20 protein-coding genes and 2 tRNA genes are annotated in these 19,769 nt (G+C 57.8%); 15 read left to right on the top strand and 7 right to left on the bottom strand.

Going from position 1 to position 19,769, the window contains the following annotated elements; translation table 11 throughout:
* The first annotated feature begins 5 nt into the window (after window positions 1–5).
* From N675_RS11825 to N675_RS11805, 5 genes are all read left to right on the top strand, one after another.
* Window positions 6–2,441 carry an AAA family ATPase gene (locus N675_RS11825; protein ID WP_038040157.1) on the top strand — a complete coding sequence of 812 codons (2,436 nt, stop codon included), beginning with the start codon at window positions 6–8 and terminating at the stop codon, window positions 2,439–2,441.
* Window positions 2,434–2,850, top strand: a complete 417-nt coding sequence (locus N675_RS11820; RefSeq protein ID WP_038040155.1) for a hypothetical protein — start codon at window positions 2,434–2,436, stop codon at window positions 2,848–2,850. The genes N675_RS11825 and N675_RS11820 overlap by 8 nt, the downstream gene beginning before the upstream one ends.
* A gap of 9 nt (window positions 2,851–2,859) precedes the next feature.
* The gene (locus tag N675_RS11815) at window positions 2,860–3,183 is read left to right on the top strand and encodes a hypothetical protein (RefSeq protein WP_038040152.1); all 324 of its coding nucleotides are present in this window, start codon (window positions 2,860–2,862) and stop codon (window positions 3,181–3,183) included.
* 28 nt (window positions 3,184–3,211) lie between these two features.
* Window positions 3,212–3,424, top strand: a complete 213-nt coding sequence (locus tag N675_RS11810) for a hypothetical protein (protein ID WP_038040149.1) — start codon at window positions 3,212–3,214, stop codon at window positions 3,422–3,424.
* Window positions 3,425–3,583: 159 nt separating this feature from the next.
* Window positions 3,584–3,970 carry a hypothetical protein gene (locus tag N675_RS11805; protein WP_038040147.1) on the top strand — a complete coding sequence of 129 codons (387 nt, stop codon included), beginning with the start codon at window positions 3,584–3,586 and terminating at the stop codon, window positions 3,968–3,970.
* Window positions 3,971–4,223: 253 nt separating this feature from the next.
* Here the strand turns inward: N675_RS11805 and N675_RS11800 are convergent, their stop codons facing one another.
* Window positions 4,224–4,454, bottom strand: a complete 231-nt coding sequence (locus tag N675_RS11800; RefSeq protein WP_051914704.1) for a helix-turn-helix domain-containing protein — start codon at window positions 4,452–4,454, stop codon at window positions 4,224–4,226.
* 103 nt (window positions 4,455–4,557) lie between these two features.
* Here N675_RS11800 and N675_RS11795 point away from each other — a divergent pair, with 103 nt between their 5' ends.
* Window positions 4,558–4,821 carry a hypothetical protein gene (locus tag N675_RS11795; protein ID WP_038040142.1) on the top strand — a complete coding sequence of 88 codons (264 nt, stop codon included), beginning with the start codon at window positions 4,558–4,560 and terminating at the stop codon, window positions 4,819–4,821.
* A 267-nt stretch (window positions 4,822–5,088) separates the two neighbouring features.
* Here the strand turns inward: N675_RS11795 and N675_RS11790 are convergent.
* Both N675_RS11790 and N675_RS11785 read right to left on the bottom strand, forming a co-directional pair.
* A tRNA-Ser gene (locus tag N675_RS11790) sits at window positions 5,089–5,180 on the bottom strand.
* A 17-nt stretch (window positions 5,181–5,197) separates the two neighbouring features.
* Window positions 5,198–5,281, bottom strand: a tRNA-Ser gene (locus tag N675_RS11785).
* Window positions 5,282–5,769: 488 nt separating this feature from the next.
* On the opposite strand from N675_RS11785, the gene N675_RS11780 reads away from it, so the two are divergent.
* From N675_RS11780 to N675_RS11755, 6 genes are all read left to right on the top strand, one after another.
* Window positions 5,770–6,063, top strand: coding sequence for an uberolysin/carnocyclin family circular bacteriocin (locus tag N675_RS11780; protein WP_051914703.1), 294 nt, complete (start codon window positions 5,770–5,772; stop codon window positions 6,061–6,063).
* Complete coding sequence (locus tag N675_RS13825) at window positions 6,057–7,646, top strand: hypothetical protein (protein ID WP_051914702.1); 1,590 nt, start codon at window positions 6,057–6,059, stop codon at window positions 7,644–7,646. Before N675_RS11780 ends, N675_RS13825 begins: the two co-directional genes overlap by 7 nt.
* A 13-nt stretch (window positions 7,647–7,659) precedes the next feature.
* Window positions 7,660–8,199 (top strand): stage II sporulation protein M, encoded by a 540-nt coding sequence (locus N675_RS14855; protein WP_038040140.1) that lies wholly within the window; start codon window positions 7,660–7,662, stop codon window positions 8,197–8,199.
* Complete coding sequence (locus N675_RS11765) at window positions 8,196–8,375, top strand: hypothetical protein (RefSeq protein WP_038040138.1); 180 nt, start codon at window positions 8,196–8,198, stop codon at window positions 8,373–8,375. Before N675_RS14855 ends, N675_RS11765 begins: the two co-directional genes overlap by 4 nt.
* Before the next feature lie 74 nt (window positions 8,376–8,449).
* Entirely contained in the window at window positions 8,450–9,061 is a 612-nt protein-coding gene (locus N675_RS11760) for an ABC transporter ATP-binding protein (protein WP_051914701.1), read from the top strand.
* 10 nt (window positions 9,062–9,071) lie between these two features.
* Complete coding sequence (locus tag N675_RS11755) at window positions 9,072–9,737, top strand: YIP1 family protein (RefSeq protein ID WP_038040136.1); 666 nt, start codon at window positions 9,072–9,074, stop codon at window positions 9,735–9,737.
* On the opposite strand, the gene serS is transcribed toward N675_RS11755, so the two are convergent.
* The 3 genes from serS to uvrA are packed head-to-tail and all read right to left on the bottom strand — an operon-like array spanning window position 9,734 to window position 14,626.
* Window positions 9,734–11,047: a serine--tRNA ligase gene (gene serS / locus N675_RS11750; protein ID WP_038040134.1), complete on the bottom strand. Its 1,314-nt coding sequence runs from the start codon at window positions 11,045–11,047 to the stop codon at window positions 9,734–9,736. The two genes, N675_RS11755 and serS, sit on opposite strands and share 4 nt — an antisense overlap.
* 37 nt (window positions 11,048–11,084) lie before the next feature.
* Window positions 11,085–11,660: an HNH endonuclease gene (locus N675_RS11745; protein ID WP_051914700.1), complete on the bottom strand. Its 576-nt coding sequence runs from the start codon at window positions 11,658–11,660 to the stop codon at window positions 11,085–11,087.
* Window positions 11,661–11,716: 56 nt separating this feature from the next.
* A complete protein-coding gene (gene uvrA, locus N675_RS11740; RefSeq protein WP_038040131.1) occupies window positions 11,717–14,626 on the bottom strand; it encodes an excinuclease ABC subunit UvrA in 2,910 nt (969 codons plus the stop codon).
* A gap of 164 nt (window positions 14,627–14,790) precedes the next feature.
* On the opposite strand from uvrA, the gene N675_RS11735 reads away from it, so the two are divergent.
* The 3 genes from N675_RS11735 (at window position 14,791) to N675_RS11725 (ending at window position 17,599) form a co-directional block, all read left to right on the top strand.
* Window positions 14,791–15,651: a dolichyl-phosphate beta-glucosyltransferase gene (locus N675_RS11735; protein WP_231578033.1), complete on the top strand. Its 861-nt coding sequence runs from the start codon at window positions 14,791–14,793 to the stop codon at window positions 15,649–15,651.
* Window positions 15,652–15,790: 139 nt separating this feature from the next.
* Entirely contained in the window at window positions 15,791–16,831 is a 1,041-nt protein-coding gene (locus N675_RS13820; protein ID WP_156100886.1) for a sensor histidine kinase, read from the top strand.
* A gap of 12 nt (window positions 16,832–16,843) precedes the next feature.
* Window positions 16,844–17,599 (top strand): response regulator, encoded by a 756-nt coding sequence (locus tag N675_RS11725; RefSeq protein ID WP_051914698.1) that lies wholly within the window; start codon window positions 16,844–16,846, stop codon window positions 17,597–17,599.
* Here N675_RS11725 and mutL read toward each other — a convergent pair.
* The gene (mutL, locus tag N675_RS11720; protein WP_038040127.1) at window positions 17,596–19,335 is read right to left on the bottom strand and encodes a DNA mismatch repair endonuclease MutL; all 1,740 of its coding nucleotides are present in this window, start codon (window positions 19,333–19,335) and stop codon (window positions 17,596–17,598) included. The two genes, N675_RS11725 and mutL, sit on opposite strands and share 4 nt — an antisense overlap.
* Window positions 19,336–19,769: the final 434 nt, after the last annotated feature.

Below are 19,769 nucleotides of genomic sequence, written 5' to 3'. Positions count from 1 at the left end.
CACTGATGACGGTCACCATGCTACACCAACGGGCCAGCGAGTACCAGTCCTGGGGGCTCCCGGCCATTCCCATTCACCAGGGCACACCCCTGGTCAAATGGGAACGCTTCAAGGACCGGCCCCCAGTCCCCGACGACATGACCACGTGGCCCTGGGACAGAGCCGACGGCCTGGCCATCATCTGCGGCCACCGAGAGCCCCAGTCGGGCAAGTACTGGTGGGTCTGGGACGTCGAACCCCAGTACCGGGCCAGGGCCGAGAACTGGTTAGATGTCGAGTGTCTGGGATGGCGGCAGGGATTGGTGGCCGAATCGCAACGTGGTGGCCTCCACGTGTACTGCCTGAGTGAGCGGCCCGTTCCCACCCAAAAGCATCCGTGGGGTGATATCAAAGGGGCTGGTGGTCTCATTTTTGCCCCACCGACCAGGGCCTTCAAGCTGGGTGCCAAACACGACTACCGCTGGCTCTCGGAACAGCCGGAGGAGGCACTGGAGCTGGAGCCAGATGACCTCCCCCAGCCTGATGCCCCCCAGCTCAATGGCCATCGGCAGGAGCCGCTCAGCGCAACGCTCAAACGCACCATCCCCACGGGAATCCGGCATCTCACCCTGGTCCGGGTTGCTGGCTGGCTGCGGGGGGATGGCCATCTGGAGCCCGACGAAATCCTGATGGTGCTCAAGGCGATGAATCGGCGTTGTGAGGAACCGTTGCCTGATAAAGAACTGGAGGCCATCGCTTCCTCCACCGGCCATTGGGAAGAGAACCCCATCCTCATCACCCACAACGGCAGGCATGCTGGGGGATCGTCCCCAGGCGATGATGAGCGGGATGCCGCATCATCCTCGATCCCCGACCACTGGCAGCCGGTCATGCTCACCGACCTGGCCGACGAGGCGGCCACCGTCGAGTGGCTCTGGGATGGGGTGTTGGCGAAAGGCCACCTCACTGACTTCTACGCCCTCTGGAAGAGCGGGAAGACCACGTTGGTGGCCGCCCTGCTCCAGCGGATGGCGGCTGGTGGGGAGCTGGCCGGGCGGCCCGTTGCCCCCGGCAAAGCGCTGGTGGTCTCCGAAGAGCCGAAGGTCAAGTGGGCGGAGCGGGCAGCGGCGTTGGGCCTGGGGGCACACGTCCACCTGATCAGCCGCCCGTTCCCCAAGCGGCCCACCCACGCCGAGTGGCGCCTCTTCACCCACTACCTGGTCACCCTGGTGGGCAGCGAGGGCTACGACCTGGTCGTGTTCGATGCGTTGCCGAACCTGTGGTGCGTCGTGGATGAGAACGATGCCAGTGAGACGGTCTCGGCCCTCCTGCCCCTGCAGGCGATTGCCAGTGCGGGGGCGGCGGTCCTGCTCCTGCGCCATCCTCGCAAGGGGGATGGGGGCCAGGCGACGGCCGGGCGGGGGTCGGGGGCCATCGCTGGCTTCGTTGACATTATCGTGGAGATGCGGCGGCTTGAGCCTGAGCAACCCGATGACACCCGCCGGGTGCTCACCATCTACTCCCGCTACGAACCGTTCGAGGTGGTGGTGCGCTGGGATGGCGACGGCGTCTACGAGACGCTGGGGACACCGGCAGCCTATGCGGTCGAGGCCCAATGTGCTCAGCTCTTGGCCGCCCTGGTTGACAGTGGGGCAGCGACGACCGAAGACCTGGCCAAGGCGACGGGGTTGCCCTACCCCACGGTCGCCCAGCGGCTCAAGGCCCTCCACCAGGCTGGTCGGGTGCACCGGGACGGGAGCGGCAAGCGGGGCGACCCCTACCGCTGGTCAGTGCCCGGCGAACCATCCCGTGCGGAGACTGCCCCAGGGACGTTTCGTGACAGTGGCCGTCCTGATGCGGAATGTCACGAAATGGGGGATGAATTCTTTTCTTCACGCTATACCCCTAAGCGTGAAGAAAAGAATTCCGGCGGAAAACCGGACATTTCCCATCACGATGCGGAAATCGCCAATTTTGCGGGTGCTGGAAAAACCGGACACGACCCCGGAAAACCGGACATTCCGCATCACGAAGCCAAAAATGGCGGACAGGGCCTCACCGAGAAAACCGGACACGACCCCGGAAAACCGGACATTTTCGATGCAGACGCCAAAACTGCCATCTGCGAGTGGTGTGGCGCTGCCTTTGGCTGGTCCGGGCGTGGGAAACCAGCGAAGTACTGCTCTGATGCTTGCCGCAAGAAGGCGGCCCGGCAGCAGGCGACCGAGCAGGCTGCTGGCCCGGCTGAGCAGGCCTCCCTGGCGTGGGCAGATGAACCGGCCAGGGCCTGTGTCGAGTGTGGAGCGCCCATCACGGTCCCCACGTTCAAGCTCTACTGCGGCTGGTGCACCAAGCGCAAGTACGACCAGCTGGGGATTGCCTATCCCGAGGTCCTGGAGCGCTGGCTGGCCGTGCAGCAGTCAGCGGATGGGCATGATGTCACGGAGGTGGAGGATGACTGAACGAACGCCGGTCTCGTTTGCTGGATGGCCTGAAACTCCCATGCCAGACACCAGCCAGGCCCTGCCCCCAGCGGCCCTGAGCTGGGAACGCCTGGTTGACCTCGAACCGGAACTGGCCCAGCTTGAACGGGAAGTCCGGGCATACCGCCGGATGGACCAGCTCAAGCGGCAACTCCTGGCCTTGCCGGTCGAACTCCCGCCCGACGTCTTCCGCTGGGCGACAACGACCTGTGCCAACGCCATCTGGTATGGCTATGGAGGGTATGTGGGCATCAAACCACGGCTCCGCACCCTGGTCGGTTGGTATGCCCGGCATCCAGCGTTGCGTTCTCGGGAGGCCTACGACCTGGCCTACCGGCGGCTCTACGACGGCTTGCCGGGGTGCCGGAACTGTCCATGCTACTGGTAGGAGACGGCGATGCGCACCTGGAAATATGCTGAACGAGCGCTTGCCAAGCTGGTGGGTGGGGAGCGGGTGCCGGTGAGTGGCCGTGTGGGCCAGCCGGATATCCGGCATCCCTGGCTGGCGATTGAAGTCAAGCACCGCAAGACCCTTCCCCAGTGGATCCTGGGGGCCGTGCAGCAGGCGGAACGGGCCGCACAGCCAAGCCAGCTCCCCATCGCCATCCTGCACCAGCATGGCCAGCGCTACCGTGAAGCGTTGGTGGTGCTGCGACTCAAGGACTTCGAGGCGTGGTTCGGGGAGGTGCACGGTGCTGAGACGACGGCTCCACCGGCTTGAGCAGTGCCAGTGCCGAGTTTGTGGCAGGATGAAGGCTGGGAATGGCCGGTTGTGCAGCGACTGCCAGCGGTTGCTCGACACGTTTCTCGTATATCTGGAACAGGACCTGGCGATCATGGTGCAGATGGCCAGGGCGGGTGAGGTGATCGAGATCCAGGACGAAGGCCCGCTGTGGGTGCTGACCCAGCAATGGTTGGCCCAAGTGACTGGGCAACGGGTGGCAGACAATGGCACGAAATGACGTGACCCCCAAGCAGCTCCAGTTCGTGCAGGCGCTCTTCGAGTGCCGGAGCGTCCCTGAGGCGGCGAGGTCGGCCGGCATCTCCGAGCGGACGGCCGACCGCTCCCTGGCCGACCAGCGGGTGCAGCAGTGGGGATGACGTGCTGAAGGTGGCCGCAGATGAGCCGAAATGAGCTGTCGGTCCGACAGCAACGCTTTGCCGTGGCCTACGTGGGTTGTCGGAGCCTGAAGGAGGCATGCCAGGTGGCCCGGGTTTCGGAGGCCACCGCCAAACGTTGGCTCAAGCAGCCGGCCATGCAGCAGTATGTCCGGACGTTGGCCCAGCAGCAGCTAGAGCAGATTCTGGGCCACCTCCGCCAGGCCGCCCTGGTCGCCGTGGCCACGTTGCAGCAGACGATGGTCGATCCGGCCGCCCCCTGGCCCAGTAAAGTCTCAGCGGCCAACAGCGTGCTCTCCCATCTCCTGAAACTGACGGAACAGGTGGACATTGAACAGCGGCTCTCGGCCCTTGAGACCCTGGTGGAGCAGCAAGGGAAGACGGCATGAACCGAACCCGCCGGTTGACCCGCCTGGAGCAGCAGCTGGCCCGCCCCACACCCCGGCCACCGTGCCCTACCTGCGGCTGGGATGGGACTCCCCAGTGGCCAGAGCGTTCCGCTGCCCGCCAGGACTGAGGAACGCTGGCCCTGGGGAGGGAGGGGAATTATCCAATGCAACGTGGGGGATAATGGGCTTCTCCCCAGGCCGTTTTTTAAGGGTGGAAAAATACCTGAAAAATACGGGGACCGTCCCCTGGGAATCATCCCGGGGTATCCTCCCCAGCCTGCACCAATTGCCGGTATTCGAGGATGGCGAGTGGTCCGGGTAACCCCAAGGCCTCGGCCAGCTTGCGGTAGGTGCCCGCCTGGCCGTGGGTTTCACCCCGTTCGATGCGTAAGACGGTCGTGTGGCTGACCCCAGCACGCCGGGCCAGTTCTTTGAGCCCGTAGCCTTTCTCAATCCGCCATTGCCGCAGTGGTTTGACGTCCATCGGCGCAGCCCCCTCTCGGTTCCTCAGCATACCGTGGTGCACCCCCTTGACACCAGTGTGTGCATTGTGGTATTATAGGGGTGCAAGGGAAAGGAGCGGAGCGATGGCGACGACACCGACACCACAGCGGACCTGGTACTACACCTGGGAGACCATTGAGCGGCTGGCCCCGGAGGCGCTGGAATTCCGGGAGTGGTTTGGTGATGAGCTGGGGCGGCGCATTGCGACCGACTACATCCGGGGCGAACTCGCTACTCAGCGCCGGATGCGGGCGCTAGAGCGGCAGGCCCAGCGCTCCCAGGCCCGCTACCCGGCCATCATCCCCGTGGCCACTGAGGAGGATGAGACCTGGCTGATTCCGTTCTAGGCCGCAACCCCGGGGGAACGTCCCCGGGGCTCCTTGACGCTCCGGGGGCCAGCACGTAGACTGGCCCCAACAGGGTTCGTACCTTACCAGGGAAGCACGAGAAATCCCCGGCCACTGGTAGGCGCAGTGCCGGGGGATGGCCAGGCCAGATCGGGTGGCCCGGCAGCCGTAAGTGTACCCGGAACACTGCCCCCGCTGGCCAGGCCAGGCGGGGGCATGCCGTTTTTCTGCGCATGGGGCACCGACCCCAGGCTGACCCCATGCAGGCGGGAAGGGTGGGATTCGAACCCACGGGGGCCGGTTATGCCAGCCCCAATCGCTTAGCAGGCGACCCCTTTCGACCTCTCAGGCACCTTCCCAGGCTGGTCTCGCCCGGCGGAGAGGGAGGGATTCGAACCCCCGAGGCTCATCGCCTTGCGGTTTTCAAGACCGCCGCCTTCAACCACTCGGCCACCTCTCCACGAGCCCCGGCTTTGCCGTCGGCCCTGCCGGGTGCACCATAGCGAAAGTATACCGCAGAGCATTGCTCTTTGTCTCCCGCTCCATACCATGCAGTCGGTGTCATATAGCTTGTGATGGGATGAGGCAGAATCGAGTCACATGTAGCGGCACGTTGCTCTTGTTTTCTCTCCCACAGCGAACATGGGTGGGCGCTCCAGGCCTACGGAAAGTATTCTCGCTGTCATCCTGCAGCGTAGTGTGCTGGAAATGGTCACACCATTGCGCGCAATGCGGTGCTGGGTGCAGCATGGCCCAACGACTGCGTCTGCGCGATAACCGCCAGGAGCGATGCGATGCAGTTGGGCCTCCTGTCGAGATGGATGCCGGTCACCTCGCATCGATGAACGCTTCGTCCGGTGCGTCATGCGTGCTTGACATCAAGAGAGAGAGAGAGAGTAGACTCTCCTTAGGAGAAATTGGTTCGTTGCGTGAACCAGGAGGTAGCTGATGAGGCAGCAGGCTTCGTGGTTCGGAATGCTCTTAGGCGTTGGGTTCTTGTCCTGTGTTTTTGCCAGCCTGCTCTCTGGTGCGAGCAACCCAGCGATGCTGGCCGGAATGCTTGGTCTGAGCTATAGTACGGCGCTGCATATCATTGATCTGCTGCTTGCCGGCTGGACAGTGTGGTCCGTTTTGGCTGTGCTTGCGACCATTGCCACAACCGGCGGAATCACTGCCGGAATTCTGTATGTCGCAAAAGCACTGGCTGAGCGTGTTGGGGAAGAGTACGCCGCTGCATGGTAGCTCTGGTCCGAGCGCTTGCTGCTGTGTGCTGGCTCGAAGTGCAGCGATGGAGGCCCTTGCGTGGTCTTCTGCCACCATCGCTGCGAAGCCGGTGGTTTCTGCTTCTGCTGATTTTTGTTATCGCTTTTCTCTTTGAACGCGTCGTTTTCTTCTTTGCGTTACTTGGGGCAACGAGTATTGGACCGACGCTATTGCATATCGTACTTTTAAGTTTGTTTGTGATGTTGATAGTGCTCATGGTTGTTCAACCACTGGTCTGGCAACTGAACAATGAGGAATCAGCTTTCTTCTCGCTTATTCCTGGGGCATTAGGACTTCTGTGGTTTGCGCATTTTGTTTCCCGACGCATGGTTCCGCTTGCTGTAAGCATGATCGCAATTGGCGCGGTTGGGGAAGCCTCTGGTGCTACTACCGGCCATCCGTATGGTAACGCGTTACGGTGGGGGCTGCTGGCTGGTAGTGTTGGTTTCACTGTATTGTCAGTGCGCAGCATAGTTTCTGTGCTCTGGCTGCGTTTAACATCCTCTCAACGCTATCCTACGCAGTCCGGGTTTTCCAGCCTTGTTATATTGCTGATGCGTTCTCTCCTTGCCTTCATGTTGGGGATGGGCATTGCGTATGGTGAGTTGCGTGTCCTTCAACTGCGGAACGTCTGGCAGAGTATTGCGAATGTTGCCACGATAGCTGTCCAACATGGTGAAATGCTTCCTGTTCCTCTTCTCTTGGCAGGAGCACTGGGAAGCTTTTCCATTGTTCTGTTGGCTGCGGCTATTGTGGGACGGTACTACCCGCTCATCTCTCTGCATGTGGCACATCGTCAACCGTTAGATGCCACCGCATATCTGAATGGCTCAATCACGCGTGTCATCCTTATCAAAGATGGTCTAGTTCTGTGGCGACGCGGCGTGCGTATGCTTTCGGTGGCATGGGTATTAGGACTTGCTGCGGCTGGATCACTTTGTGGAGTCAGTCTTGCCCAGCCGAGAGCATATGATCGTCCTGCGGAGTTGCTTACCGTCGCAGGGGCGATTGCCTTAGCGATTGCCTATCCGAATGCGTTCGAATACAGCCCAAATACCGTTAGCGATGAGCGTGAGCTGTTACCCTTGTTTCGGCTGCTCACGCTGTCACCCGCAGTGATGGCTTTTGCGAAGACTGCCTTGTCCGTAGCCTGGCTCAGCCTGCCAGCTGTGCTTGTTATAGGCTTAACCATAGTCGCTGCAGCAATTCCTGGCCTGTTCTTGGTTGTCATTCTTGTTCTAACTGTCTTCCTGCTGGTGCTGGCAGCGCTGCTGAAGTTTTTTCTGCCATGGTATGTCGTTTTTTCATCGCCCGAACTTCCACTTTCAGACGAAATCATCAATCAGCTTCGTTTCCTCGTGCAGGTCAGCTGGTTCCTAGTCCTTTCATTGTTTCTGAGCACGTTGCTAACGTCGGTGTTTGCACGACGCGTGAAGTCAATGTCTGAGCCGCAACACATGCTATCTCTCTCGATTGCGACAACGTTTCTCCTTGGAATGGTCATTCTGACAGCATTGTGGCTGGGGTGGTGGTATTGCAAACGCTATCGCCGAGTTGGCTGACTGAACAAGTGCGATGCGTCAGGTCGGTTTGGCGCTCGTTAGCACAAGCCTGCTCATTTTACTGGGGAGTACATTTTGGGGGATGTGGCTAGCGCAACAGACTGATTTTTCTCCTACCGGGCCAATAACGAATTGTCCGTCACTTTGGTCAATATTACGACAGAACAGTATCGTTGCGCTATTCTTCCTGACTGGAATTGTAACGTTCGGCATCACAACCTTGTATAGCCTTCTCAAGACTGGTCTCGTTACCGGCTTGGCTCTTGGTCTTGCAGCAAAGCGCAGTGGCTGGATCAATGGGCTGCGTCCACTGTTACCTCACAGCGTCTTTGAACTCTTGGCATTGGGCTGCTTCGGTGGGGTGGGCTTCAGTCCCCTCATGGCTTTTGTGATCTGGATGCGTAAGCAGCGACCAGTTTACCTCGTCTGGCAGTGTACACTGATTCTTCTCCTGCTGGGAAGTTTCGCACTCGTCGCTGCTGGAATAGTAGAGGCAAAGATCTCATGCCAGGTAATAAAGCTGAGTATCCAAACGAGGGGCGTTCTATCATGATGAACTTTCAGTCTCTTTTCCTCATTGCATGTGGCTCGCTTTTGTTCTTTCTCGGCCTCTATGCTGTCTTCGTTGATCGCAAGAAACGGGTGCAACTACCGCTGTGGTTTTACCTTGTTACCTTTGCTGCTGCGATCTGGGGGCTCGCATGGGGGATGGCCGAGTGGTTGCGTTAAATCCTTGCGATCGTCTAAAAAACGCTCCTCCCCTTTGTTTCCACTCTGTAACGAAGCGCTTTGGTGCGCGTAGTGTGTTAGAGGGGTGTAGCTTTACAGTCAGTGCGGGTGAACTTTGTGCGCTCATCGGAGCAAATGGCGCAGGCAAGACAACAACGGTACGGCTCGCTGTTGGCTTGTTGCAAAGTGATGAGGGGGAAGTAAAGGCCTTTGGTCATGTTCTCCCCAAGCAGCTTCGGGCTGTAAGCCGGTGTATCGGATTTTTGCCGGATACACCGTTTGCGTATGACTGGCTGTCTGGCAGAGAATTTTTGACTTTCGTCGGTAGGCTCTGGGGGTTCTCTCTCCATCAAGCCCAACAATATGCTGATGATTTACTCGCTCGTCTAGGGCTCAGCTCAGTCGCATGCTCACCAATCAGCGTCTATTCTCGGGGTATGAAGCAACGTCTCGGTCTTGCCACGGCCCTCGTGCATGCACCTCAGCTTCTTGTGCTTGATGAGCCGTTCGTTGCGTTAGATGAGGAAGGGCAACAGACATATTGTGCAACGTTTGCTGCACATCTGAGAGCGGGCGGAGCAATCCTTTTTACTACTCAAGATGAGCGGGTCGTGCAACTTCTCGCTCAACAACTTGAGTATCCAATCCGAATATTGCGTCTCGTACATGGAAGCATTGAAGGATGAGTGGCAGCGCATGGTCAAGCGGTGCAGCGGGATTACAGCAGCGGTGCGGGCAGGAATAGACGTTGTCGTGCGACCTGCGCACTGTTTTGCTACGCTGTCTCGTTGCCCGCATCCAATGTTCCCAATCATGCTTTATACGCTCTCGGCAAGCTTTCTTGCATTCGTTTTGGCTCCATCGCTCACACCTGTGATCCATTCCCGTTTTGCTTCTGCATTTCCCGATACGCTGAACCTCCTCCCGCTCCTCGAGCAAACAGCGCTTGTCATCATTATCATCGGGGTCGCGGTCGTGGCAGCATTGTCAATGATGATTGGGGCATTGATTTTACTCGTCCTTTCGCGTATTTTCGTGATATCGATTGATCCCGACGTTGGTGTCTCGGTGTTTGGCTATAGCCACGTGCCGCTTGTTATCCGGAATCTGCTTCTTTTATGGTTATCTTTGGTACATCCTCCGCTTGCTTCTACGTTGCTCAGTGGCAAGAATCCCTTGCTCTTCACAATGGTTGTTGGACGGCTCAGTGTGTTTACGATCTGGAGCATGGCACTACTGACATGGGGATGGCGAAGGAGTGCACGAACAAACCAGCGCCGGGCAACGGGGCTGGCGCTGGTCTTTGGCGTGGTGAATTGGGGGCTTCTCAGCTTTTCTCCACCGTCGTTGGCAGTGTCCTAATGGACGTGTGCTGAATGCGAAGCGCGACCAAACTCCGGCTGCGGGCCGATGCTCTCTTGCCCATGCATATACGGGCGCAGGACTGCTGGCACCTCGAAGCTGCCATCAGGCCGCTGATAGTTCTCCATAATTGCGATCAGCGTCCGCGGGAGAGCTAAGCCTGAGCCGTTCAGCGTATGCACGTACTGCGGCCGGGCACCTTCTGATGGGCGATAGCGAATATTCGCCCGACGCGCTTGGAAGTCTCGGAAGTTTGAACAGGATGAAACTTCGAGCCATTCCTGGCTGCCAGGAGCCCAAACTTCCAGGTCATACTTCTTGGCAGCCGTAAAGGAGAGATCCCCTGTGCAAATTTGCACCACCCGATACGGTAATTCGAGCCGTCGCAAGACGTCCTCAGCGTCCGCAACCAGCTTCGTCAGTTCTTCGTCCGATGTCTCAGGCGCAACGAATTTGACTAACTCGACCTTCTCAAACTGGTGAACACGCTTGATTCCGCGCACGTCTCGTCCGGCTGAGACTTTTTCTTTGCGGAAACAGGGCGTGTGGGCAACGTGATAGATCGGCAAGGTATCGGGAGGAAGGATCTCGTCACGATAGAGATTCGTCACGGGCACTTCGGCCGTTGGAATGAGCCAGAGATCGGTTTCCTCATCATGATAGAGATTATCGCCGAATTTCGGCAGGTTCCCTGTCCCAATCATTGCTTCACGTCGAACGAGCATCGGCGGATAGACTTCAAGGTAGCCATGCTCATTGACATGCAGATCGATCATCCAGGTAATCAGGGCTCGCTGCAGTCTCGCCAGATCGCCACGCAAGACATAGAACCGTGATCCGGCAATCTTCACCCCTCGCGCGAAGTCGATGAGATGCAATGCTTCGGCGATTTCCCAATGGGGGCGCACCGGAAATGAGAACTGCCGTGGTTCGCCCCAGGTGCGTACAACAACGTTGCCACTCTCATCTGGGCCAACGGGAACATCGGGATCAGGCAGGTTCGGGACTTCCAGTAAGAGCGCATTCAACTGCTCTTCAATTGAGCTGAGTTCGTGCTCAAGACTTGCAATCCGTTCGCCAAGCGCTCGCATTGCGTTAATAGCTTGTTCACGTTCTGGACCAGGGGGGAGTTGGGCAATTTTCCGCGACGTTGCATTCCGTTCAGCTTTATCCTGCTCAACTTCGCGCAACAGTGCCCGACGGCGTTCATCTAAGGCCAAAATCTCATCAATTGGCGCCGTGGTATTGAGTTTGACAAGCGCTTCGCGTACCAGCTCTGGATGTTCACGGATGAGCTTGAGGTCAAGCATTGTCCCTCCCAGTCTTTCCCTGGTTTGCCGCTAAGTATTACAGGGTATCGATTGCTGGTAAGAACTTCTGCCACGATTCGTGCACGTGCCCATTGAGCGCACGTTGGATGAAATAGTACCGTCCTGGGCGTGGTTCGAATGGCTGGCGTAAGAGTGTCATGTGAGCTTCGGCCAGTGACTTGCCGCCTTTGCGGTGGTTACAGGCCCGACATGCCGAAACAACATTTTCCCATGTATGCTTGCCACCCCGAGAGCGCGGGATGATATGGTCAATTGTTAAGTCGTTCGTCCTGATGCCACAGTACTGGCACGTATAGTTGTCGCGCTGGAAAACAGCCCGGCGCGTCAGGCGAACGCGCATCGGTGGCCGGCGAACGAGCGTCATGAGACGAATCACTGCCGGTGCTGGAAATTGCGACTGTGCTGATGGAATGACAAACCCATAATCTTCAAGTAGTTCGGCACGGCCCCGCAAGACAAGGACAAGGGCTCGACGAAGACTCGCAATGTGCAATGGCTCATAGTTCTGATTGAGGACGAGCACAGGGTAATGCCCGTTCTGGAGATAATGCCCGTTTGGCGGTTGTTGGAGCGGCTCCGTTGCTTCTCGCACGCCTGCGTCCTGCTACACCATCAATCAGCCCGCAATTGCAATGATAACAGAGACGACTAGCCGGCCGCTTCAACGAGAACCTCGGCCGACAGTGAGATTCCTGGCAGAACGCTGCGAAGCGCCTGTCCAGTATACGAATGGGGCATCTGGGCAAGTTCTTCCGGCGTACCAACCGCAATGACTTCGCCGCCCGCATCACCTCCTTCTGGCCCCAAATCAATGATCCAGTCCGCTGATTTAATGACATCCAGGTTATGCTCAATAACGATGACCGTATTGCCAGCGTCAACTAAGCGCTGCAACACCTGCAACAGGCGCTCAATATCGGCGAAGTGCAGACCGGTGGTCGGCTCGTCGAGAATATACAGTGTCTTGCCTGTCGCCCGCCGACTGAGTTCAGTTGCGAGTTTAATTCGCTGTGCTTCACCACCCGAGAGCGTGGTTGCTGGCTGGCCGAGGGTAATGTAGCCAAGCCCAACGTCGACGAGCGTCTGCAGTTTGTTGCGAATTGCCGGAAACGCCTCGAAAAATTCAAGCGCCTCTTCGACGGTCATGTCGAGAACATCAGCGATGCTCTTCCCCCGGTAGGTAATCTCCAGCGCTTCGCGGTTGTAGCGCTTCCCATGGCAGGCTTCGCATGGGACATACACATCGGGCAGGAATTGCATTTCGATCGCAATAACCCCTTGCCCTTGGCACGCTTCGCAACGTCCGCCTTTGACATTGAACGAGAAGCGCCCTGGAGTGTAGCCGCGAGCGCGTGCTTCGGGCAATGAGGCAAAGAGTTCACGGATCGGCGTAAAAGCGCCAGTGTAGGTCGCTGGGTTTGAGCGTGGCGTGCGACCAATTGGGCTCTGATCGATGTTGATGACTTTGTCGAGGTATTCAATGCCCTCAATACTGTCATGTGCACCAGCTGGTTCTTTGGCATGATGGAAGATCTGGGCAAGCCGGCGATACAGCGTATCAGTAATTAAGGTACTCTTTCCTGACCCCGAGACACCGGTAACGCAGATGAAGCAGCCGAGCGGAAAACTAACCGTGATGTTCTTTAAGTTATTTGCTCGTGCTCCACGGATTGTCAGTGTTGCACCGTTGCCGCGTCGCCGTTGTGCCGGAATTGGAATCTGCCGAGCACCGCTCAGAAATTGCCCAGTGATCGATTCTGGGGTGCGCATGATATCCTCGAGGGTTCCCTGGGCAACAATTGTGCCACCGTGCTTGCCAGCTCCTGGGCCAATATCGACGATCCAGTCAGCACTCCGGATCGTCGCTTCGTCATGTTCAACAACGATTAGGGTATTCCCGAGGTCGCGCAAACGGAGCAATGTCCGAATGAGCCGTTCGTTGTCGCGCGGATGCAAGCCGATACTGGGTTCGTCGAGCACGTATAGGACGCCCATCAACCCACTGCCAATTTGCGTGGCAAGTCGAATCCGCTGTGCCTCCCCGCCAGACAGCGTGGCGGTCGGGCGCTCAAGGGTTAAGTAATCCAGCCCGACATCGACAAGGAACCCAAGCCGGGCGCGCAATTCTTTGAGAATCTGCCGAGCAATCAGGCGCTCCCGGGTTGTGAGGAGTGCTTGCGACTCATCGGCGAGCGCTTCGATAAACGCGAGTGCTTCGCGAATCGACATGCGGCTCACGTCCACAATCGATTTCCCAGCGATTGTGACGGCGCGGCTCTCCGGTTTGAGACGACTTCCGCCACAGGCTGGGCAGGGAAGAGCGGTCATGTACTGCTCGATCTCGCTTCGGACATAATCAGACGACGTGGTCTCATACCGCCGGCGTAAACTCGGAATAACTCCCTCATAGGTGACCGTAAAGCTTCGTGGTCGGCCCATTCGGCTCTGATAGCGCACGGTTACGGGTTTGTTCCCATCGCCGTACAGGATAAGGTGGCGAATGCGCTCGGGGAGTTCGCGAAATGGTGTATCAAGCGAGAAGTGATAGTGCTCAGCTAATGCTGCGAGCAGTGCTTGGTACCATCGAATGCTATCGCGCCCCAGTCGCGACCATGGCGCAATCGCGCCATCAGCAAGGGAGCGGTCTGGGTCGGGCACAATGAGTTCGGGGTCGAACTCCATGCGTACCCCAAGTCCGTCGCACGCTGGACATGCCCCGTGCGGACTGTTGAACGAAAAGCTTCGTGGTTCGAGGGGGCTAAAGCTCCGTCCACAGTTCGGACAAGCCAACGCCTCTGAAAATTGCAACAGTGCGCCATCAACCAATTGAGCGAGAGCAAATCCTGATCCGAGCTTGAGGGCTGTCTCCAACGACTCGATTAACCGAATATGCAACGCATGGGCTTCATCCGGATCGTTGCGGCGGATAATGATTCGGTCAACGACGACCTCGATCGTATGCCGACGATTGCGGTCGAGGGTGATCGGTTCATCTAACTCACGGAGTTCGCCATCAACACGCACGCGTGTAAATCCAGCCCGGCGCAGTTCTTCAAAAACGGTGTGATGCTCCCCCTTGCGATCACGGACCAGCGGGGCGAGGATCAACAGGCGTGTTCCCTCGGGCAGTGCTTCCAGTTGCTCAGCCATCTGCTGCACCGTCTGCGCTGCAATTGGCAGCCCACAGTCCGGACAATGGGGTTGTCCAATACGCGCGTAGAGAAGGCGAAGATAGTCGTAGATCTCAGTCTGTGTGCCGACCGTCGAGCGAGGGTTGCGGTTAGCGCTCTTCTGGTCAATTGAAATCGCGGGAGAGAGTCCTTCGATCTGATCGACGTCGGGTTTCTCCATTAATCCAAGAAATTGCCGTGCGTAGGCCGAGAGAGACTCGACATAACGGCGCTGCCCTTCAGCGTAAATCGTATCGAAGGCGAGGCTTGACTTGCCGGACCCTGAAAGGCCCGTGAAGACGACCAGCTTATCGCGCGGGATCTCAAGGTCGATATTCTTCAGGTTGTGTTCACGCGCGCCGCGGATGATAATCTTGTCGCTCGCCATCGTTCTGTCTATCCCCCTTGTTGCCGACGGCGTCACACCGGGTAATTCTAGCAAGGCTGGCAAGGAACAAATGTTCAATTCCGGTGCAGACCAGTCGAGTGTGATCTTCTCAACTTGATACAATCGCGGCGGACATGTGAAGAAGGCGCAGATGCGGGGAATGTATGACGGAGGCGCGTACTACTGAGATGGCGCCTGAGTGGTCAACCCTCAGCCTGATTATTCCGGCCTATAACGAGGAGCGTCGCTTACCAACCACAATGGAAGCGGTGCTTTCCTATCTCACTGCTCAGCCGTATACGTGGGAGGTCTTGATTGCCGATGACGGGAGTGAGGACGCAACTGCAGCAATCGCGGCCGTTTGGCAGCAGCGGGAGGCGCGCGTGCGGCACTTGCGCCTTCCACACCGCGGGAAAGCGGCTGCTGTCTTTAGTGGAGTGATGGCAGCACATGGTCAGTTCATTGTCTTCACTGATGCTGACCTGTCAACTCCGATTCACTATCTTGAGCCGATGATGGCGCTTTTGAACCAAGGCTGGGACATCGTCATCGGATCTCGGGAAGGTGAAACAGCCAAGCGTTTGGGTGAACCGTGGCATCGCCATCTCATGGGACGCGTTTTTAACTGGGTGGTGCAGCTTCTTGCTGTTCCCGGAATTCCTGACACCCAATGTGGTTTTAAAGGCTTCCACGCTGCGGTAGCGCGAACGCTCTTTGCAGCGTGTCAACTTTACCGGAATGATACGCTTCCCGTGCGTGGACCGCGAGTTACCGGCTTCGATGTCGAATTGCTCTATGTAGCTCGCCGGGCTGGCTACCGCATCGCGATCCTTCCAGTTACCTGGCGCCATGTGCCCGGGAGCAAAGTTGATCCGGTAAGTGACAGCATGCGCATGCTGGGAGACGTGTTGCGTGTTCGCTGGTATGCCTGGCGTGGACGGTACGACGTCTCTCTTCCATCCTCGCTGGCTTCTCTGCCTGGACAACACCAGGACAAGGCGACTATACCCGAAGTGCGAAAGTGACATGCTGACACAGATTTTCGGGTAAGGAATTGTATGGTATCCTGAAGATGGCTTGAGCGCGTTTTCGCGGGCACACTGCATACACTCGCACAGGCCGAAATCTTCAAACTGAGGGAACACTGTGGATACCGATTGGTCTGTGAAGAGTCTCGAAGCGTTTTATCAGGCGACAGCTGACGTTCTCGCCGCAAGCGAGAACCAGCTCGAAGCGATTCAATCCCGGCTTGGGGCGCAGCTGGCCGAGTTGGAGCAGGAGTGCTCGCGTCTTCACCTGCACATTGAAGAGCTGTTATTAGAACATCCTCAAGAAAATCACGAACTGGAACGCCTACGCCAAGCTGAAGATCGTCTTACGCAGGCGCTGACGCAAGGGCAATTGCTCAGCCGCCAGTTGCGTGACTTTGTCCAGCTTTTGCGCCTGGCACGCCATCAGTTCCATGAGCGAGGAGTGCTGCCTGGTAACGACATCGCGCAGCAGCTTGCTGTTCGCCAAGCCATGATTCACGCGCAGGAGGAAGAGCGGCGTCGGCTGGCTCGCGAAATCCATGATGGGCCAGCGCAGGTATTAGCTAACGCAATTTTAAGCGTGCAGTTTGCTGCGCGTGTCCTTGCCCGAACGGAGGACGGAGGCAAAGGGGCAGTTCTGGAGGAACTCGAACGGATTGAACGCCTCCTTCGTGAGGGGTTGAGTGAAACCCGACGGTTCATGATCGAGCTTCAGCCGGTACTGTTACATCAGCAGGGACTCCTGCCAGCCTTGCGCCACTACCTTGAGACCTTCCAGCGTCTCTTCCAAGGCGAGCTTGTCGTGCATCTGCCCGAGACGCTTCCACCACTGACTCCGGATCAAGAGCTCACGGTCTTCCGCGTCGTCCAGGAAGCACTGCACAATGCCCAGCGACATGCCCGCGCACGGCGCATTATGCTTACGTTGAGCGCAACTTCTGCCGACATAGTTCTAGAGGTGGCAGATGATGGCCAGGGATTCCGGCCGTCGGCCGTGACGACAACGTCGAGTGGAGGCTTCGGGCTAAAGGGCATGCGTGAGCGCGCGGAAGTGGTGGGGGGAGAGGTGACAATCTGGAGCGAGCCCGGTGCTGGCACCCGGATTACCCTGCGCTTACCGCTCACGCCGCAGCTCGCCGAATATCACGCTGTTGAAGGCCAGACAGCAGGGTAAGGAGTGTGCCGAATGAGTCCAATCACGATTCTCATTGTCGACGATCATCCGTTATTTCGCACGGGCATCCGGTGGGCACTCGAACAGATCCCTGACTTTCAGATTGTTGGCGAGGCTGGTGATGGCAGTGAGGCCCTGCGTCTTGCCGATGAATGTGAGCCTGATGTTATCCTCATTGATTTGAGTTTGCCCGGGATGAATGGGTTAGAGGTCGCTCGCGCTCTCAAACGTCGTCATCCCCAAGCGGGCGTTGTTATCTTGACCATGCACCAAGATGACGAGCAACTTTTCAATGCGATCCGGGCAGGTGCAGCAGCATACTGTACCAAGGACGTTGAACCAAGCGCCCTGACCGAAATCATCATGCGGGTGGCACGAGGCGAATACCTCATCAACGAGATGGTGCTTTCACGCCCCTTTGTTGCCTCACGCGTACTCGATCAGTTCCGCGAATTGTCGCGCATGGATCGTTCGTCGACTGGTTTCTTCTCGCCGCTTACTCCTCGTGAGATTGAGATCCTCGACTGCGTCGCGCGCGGCCACAGTAATAAAGAGATCGCACAACTACTCAATATTAGTGACCAAACGGTGAAGAACCATATCACGTCGATTTTGCGCAAGCTAGCGGTCAACGACCGCACGCAGGCGGTGCTTTACGCCTTGAAGCATGGCTGGATCAAGCTGGACGAGCAGCATGTGCCCGTCACGGAGTCCTCGACACAGACGGCATTTCAGCTTCCTTGGCGTGAGCAGAATGGACGACGCTAGCGACGGGCAAACTGCCGCGCAAGTTCCTCATTGCTCAAATGCACCATCGTTGGGCGTCCGTGCGCGCAGGCGCGAGGAGCCGTGCATTGCTCGAGTTCTTGAATGAGCGCGCGCATCTCTTCTAAGGAGAGTACCTGACCGGCGCGAATCGCTGAGTGGCACGCGGTCGTCATAGCAAGCGATTCGATCCGGTTTGTTGCGTGACCGCCGTTACTCAGGTCGTCGAGAATCGCCAGGAGCGCAGTATTCGGTGACCGTTGCCGCAGAATTGCCGGCACTTGGCGGATCGCAACGGCATTCCCTCCGAAAGGTTCAACCTGAAATCCCAAAGCTGCCAGTTCGTCTTGGTAGGCCTCAAATGTGGCCAACTGGTCGGCAGTTAGTTCAACAATATAGGGTTCTAGCAAGGTTTGGGCTTCGACATGGCCTGCCGTCCACTGGGCAAGCAATCGTTCGAGCAGTACCCGTTCGTGGGCTGCATGTTGATCAATAAGGTAAAGCCCGTCTGGGCCCTCAGCGATAATGTACGTTTGTTGCACTTGACCAAGCACACGAAGGAGCGGAAGACGTTCACGCTCCGTGGTTTGGCGCTCGGTGTGCGATGGCGTGACCGATTGCGAAGGAGCGTCAAGCGTTCCGATTCGTCGTGGGTCTGCGATGAGCAGGCGCCGCTGCATTTCAGGTGGAGGGGCGGCAAGGGGTGAGGCCGTACGGAATTCCACTGGGGGAATCGCTTGTTTTGCCGTCCACTGCTGTAACGTATGACGCACAGCGTCGTGAAGCAGATGGAAAACCCGGCGCTCATCACGGAAACGGACTTCGCGCTTGGTGGGGTGGACGTTGACGTCGACGTGTTCAGGTGGCAGCTGAATCGTAAGGACTACGAGAGGGTAACGACCAATGAGTAAGAGTGTGTGGTACGCCTGCTCAACCGCGACGTTGAGCGTGCGGCTCTCGATCCATCGCTGATTCACGAAGAACAGCATCTGCTGCCGATTACTTCGGAAAAGTGATGGCAGGCTGATAGCTCCAGATACACGATACGGTGCGTCAAGGTCAACGGGCCACTCCAGAATGACCATCTGTTCGGCGACATCAGCCCCGAGGACGCTGGTTATTGCATTGCGGAGTTGTCCACTGCCATCCGTTGAGAATACTGTGCGACCATCAATAACCAGGGTGAACTGAACGTCGGGCCGGGCAAGCGCATAGGCTGCGACGACCCGCTGCATGAACGCTGTCTCAGTTCGCTCATGGCGAAGAAACTGCCGTCGCACCGGGACGTTGGCGAAAAGATCACGCACGGTAACGGCCGTACCCGGTGCGGCCGGTGCTGGCTCGACGGCGGTGACTTTCCCAAAGTGAACGCGGATACGGTATCCGATCGGTTCAGTTGCTGGTCGGCTGAGGATCTCGAGTTCACTGACCGCAGCAATGCTCGCAAGTGCCTCACCACGAAATCCGTAGGTTGTCAGCCGCATGAGATCATGGAATGCCTGTAATTTCGAGGTCGTATAGCGCTCAACCGCGAGCGGTAGCTCGGCTGCGTGCATGCCAATGCCATCATCGGTAACGCGGATGAGGTCTTGGCCGCCACCGGCAACCTCGATGTAGACCATGCGTGCTTGAGCATCGAGGGCGTTCTCAAGCAGTTCTTTGACAACAGCTGCCGGGCGCTCAATAACTTCACCCGCAGCAATCTTGCTAATGGTCATCGGGTCCAGCCGGTGGATCATGCAGCGGTACTCCCCATGCTCATGCTATGACGATCGTACACGATGCTGCAATCTGCCGCGAGGCTGGCCTGCGTTGGCGGTTTGCTTCTCGCCTATTGGGCTCGCTGACCAATGCTTTTAGGCAGCGTGCTATTGTTGTCGTGACGTTGTCAGAGAGACTCTTGACGACAGAGGCAAGGCCCATTATCCTGTCTCTGTCTAGCGTACGGGTATTTCTCGGGCACGACAGTATTCTGTGACGAAGCATTTTGGCATTGCGACGTTGCGGTGGCTGTGTACGCACGCCAGAGACGGATGGGAAAGAACGCCGTTGTCTGTTTCTTTTGGGCAACCGTACTCACAACAGTGCTTAACAGTGGTAAGCCATGAAGGAGGTGAAAACGCTGCGCAGAAATTGTTAACAATGTTGTCGTCACTTTGCCTTCGCCTGTCAG

The organism is Thermorudis peleae, from assembly GCF_000744775.1.
Taxonomy (GTDB): domain Bacteria; phylum Chloroflexota; class Chloroflexia; order Thermomicrobiales; family Thermomicrobiaceae; genus Thermorudis; species Thermorudis peleae.
This window is presented reverse-complemented; position numbering and strand designations above follow the sequence as displayed.

Bases quoted from the DNA above. Each gene is read 5' to 3' on its own strand.
- N675_RS11755 (WP_038040136.1), top strand. From the start codon at position 9,072: ATGGTCAAGCGGTGCAGCGGGATTACAGCAGCGGTGCGGGCAGGAATA.
- N675_RS11810 (WP_038040149.1), top strand. From the start codon at position 3,212: ATGAAGGCTGGGAATGGCCGGTTGTGCAGCGACTGCCAGCGGTTGCTC.
- N675_RS11815 (WP_038040152.1), top strand. From the start codon at position 2,860: ATGCGCACCTGGAAATATGCTGAACGAGCGCTTGCCAAGCTGGTGGGT.
- N675_RS11735 (WP_231578033.1), top strand. From the start codon at position 14,791: ATGACGGAGGCGCGTACTACTGAGATGGCGCCTGAGTGGTCAACCCTC.
- uvrA (WP_038040131.1), bottom strand. From the start codon at position 14,626: ATGGCGAGCGACAAGATTATCATCCGCGGCGCGCGTGAACACAACCTG.
- N675_RS11800 (WP_051914704.1), bottom strand. From the start codon at position 4,454: ATGGACGTCAAACCACTGCGGCAATGGCGGATTGAGAAAGGCTACGGG.
- N675_RS11825 (WP_038040157.1), top strand. From the start codon at position 6: ATGACGGTCACCATGCTACACCAACGGGCCAGCGAGTACCAGTCCTGG.
- N675_RS14855 (WP_038040140.1), top strand. From the start codon at position 7,660: ATGCGTCAGGTCGGTTTGGCGCTCGTTAGCACAAGCCTGCTCATTTTA.
- serS (WP_038040134.1), bottom strand. From the start codon at position 11,047: ATGCTTGACCTCAAGCTCATCCGTGAACATCCAGAGCTGGTACGCGAA.
- N675_RS11780 (WP_051914703.1), top strand. From the start codon at position 5,770: ATGAGGCAGCAGGCTTCGTGGTTCGGAATGCTCTTAGGCGTTGGGTTC.
- N675_RS11820 (WP_038040155.1), top strand. From the start codon at position 2,434: ATGACTGAACGAACGCCGGTCTCGTTTGCTGGATGGCCTGAAACTCCC.
- N675_RS11805 (WP_038040147.1), top strand. From the start codon at position 3,584: ATGAGCCGAAATGAGCTGTCGGTCCGACAGCAACGCTTTGCCGTGGCC.
- N675_RS11765 (WP_038040138.1), top strand. From the start codon at position 8,196: ATGATGAACTTTCAGTCTCTTTTCCTCATTGCATGTGGCTCGCTTTTG.
- mutL (WP_038040127.1), bottom strand. From the start codon at position 19,335: ATGATCCACCGGCTGGACCCGATGACCATTAGCAAGATTGCTGCGGGT.
- N675_RS11795 (WP_038040142.1), top strand. From the start codon at position 4,558: ATGGCGACGACACCGACACCACAGCGGACCTGGTACTACACCTGGGAG.
- N675_RS13825 (WP_051914702.1), top strand. From the start codon at position 6,057: ATGGTAGCTCTGGTCCGAGCGCTTGCTGCTGTGTGCTGGCTCGAAGTG.
- N675_RS11725 (WP_051914698.1), top strand. From the start codon at position 16,844: ATGAGTCCAATCACGATTCTCATTGTCGACGATCATCCGTTATTTCGC.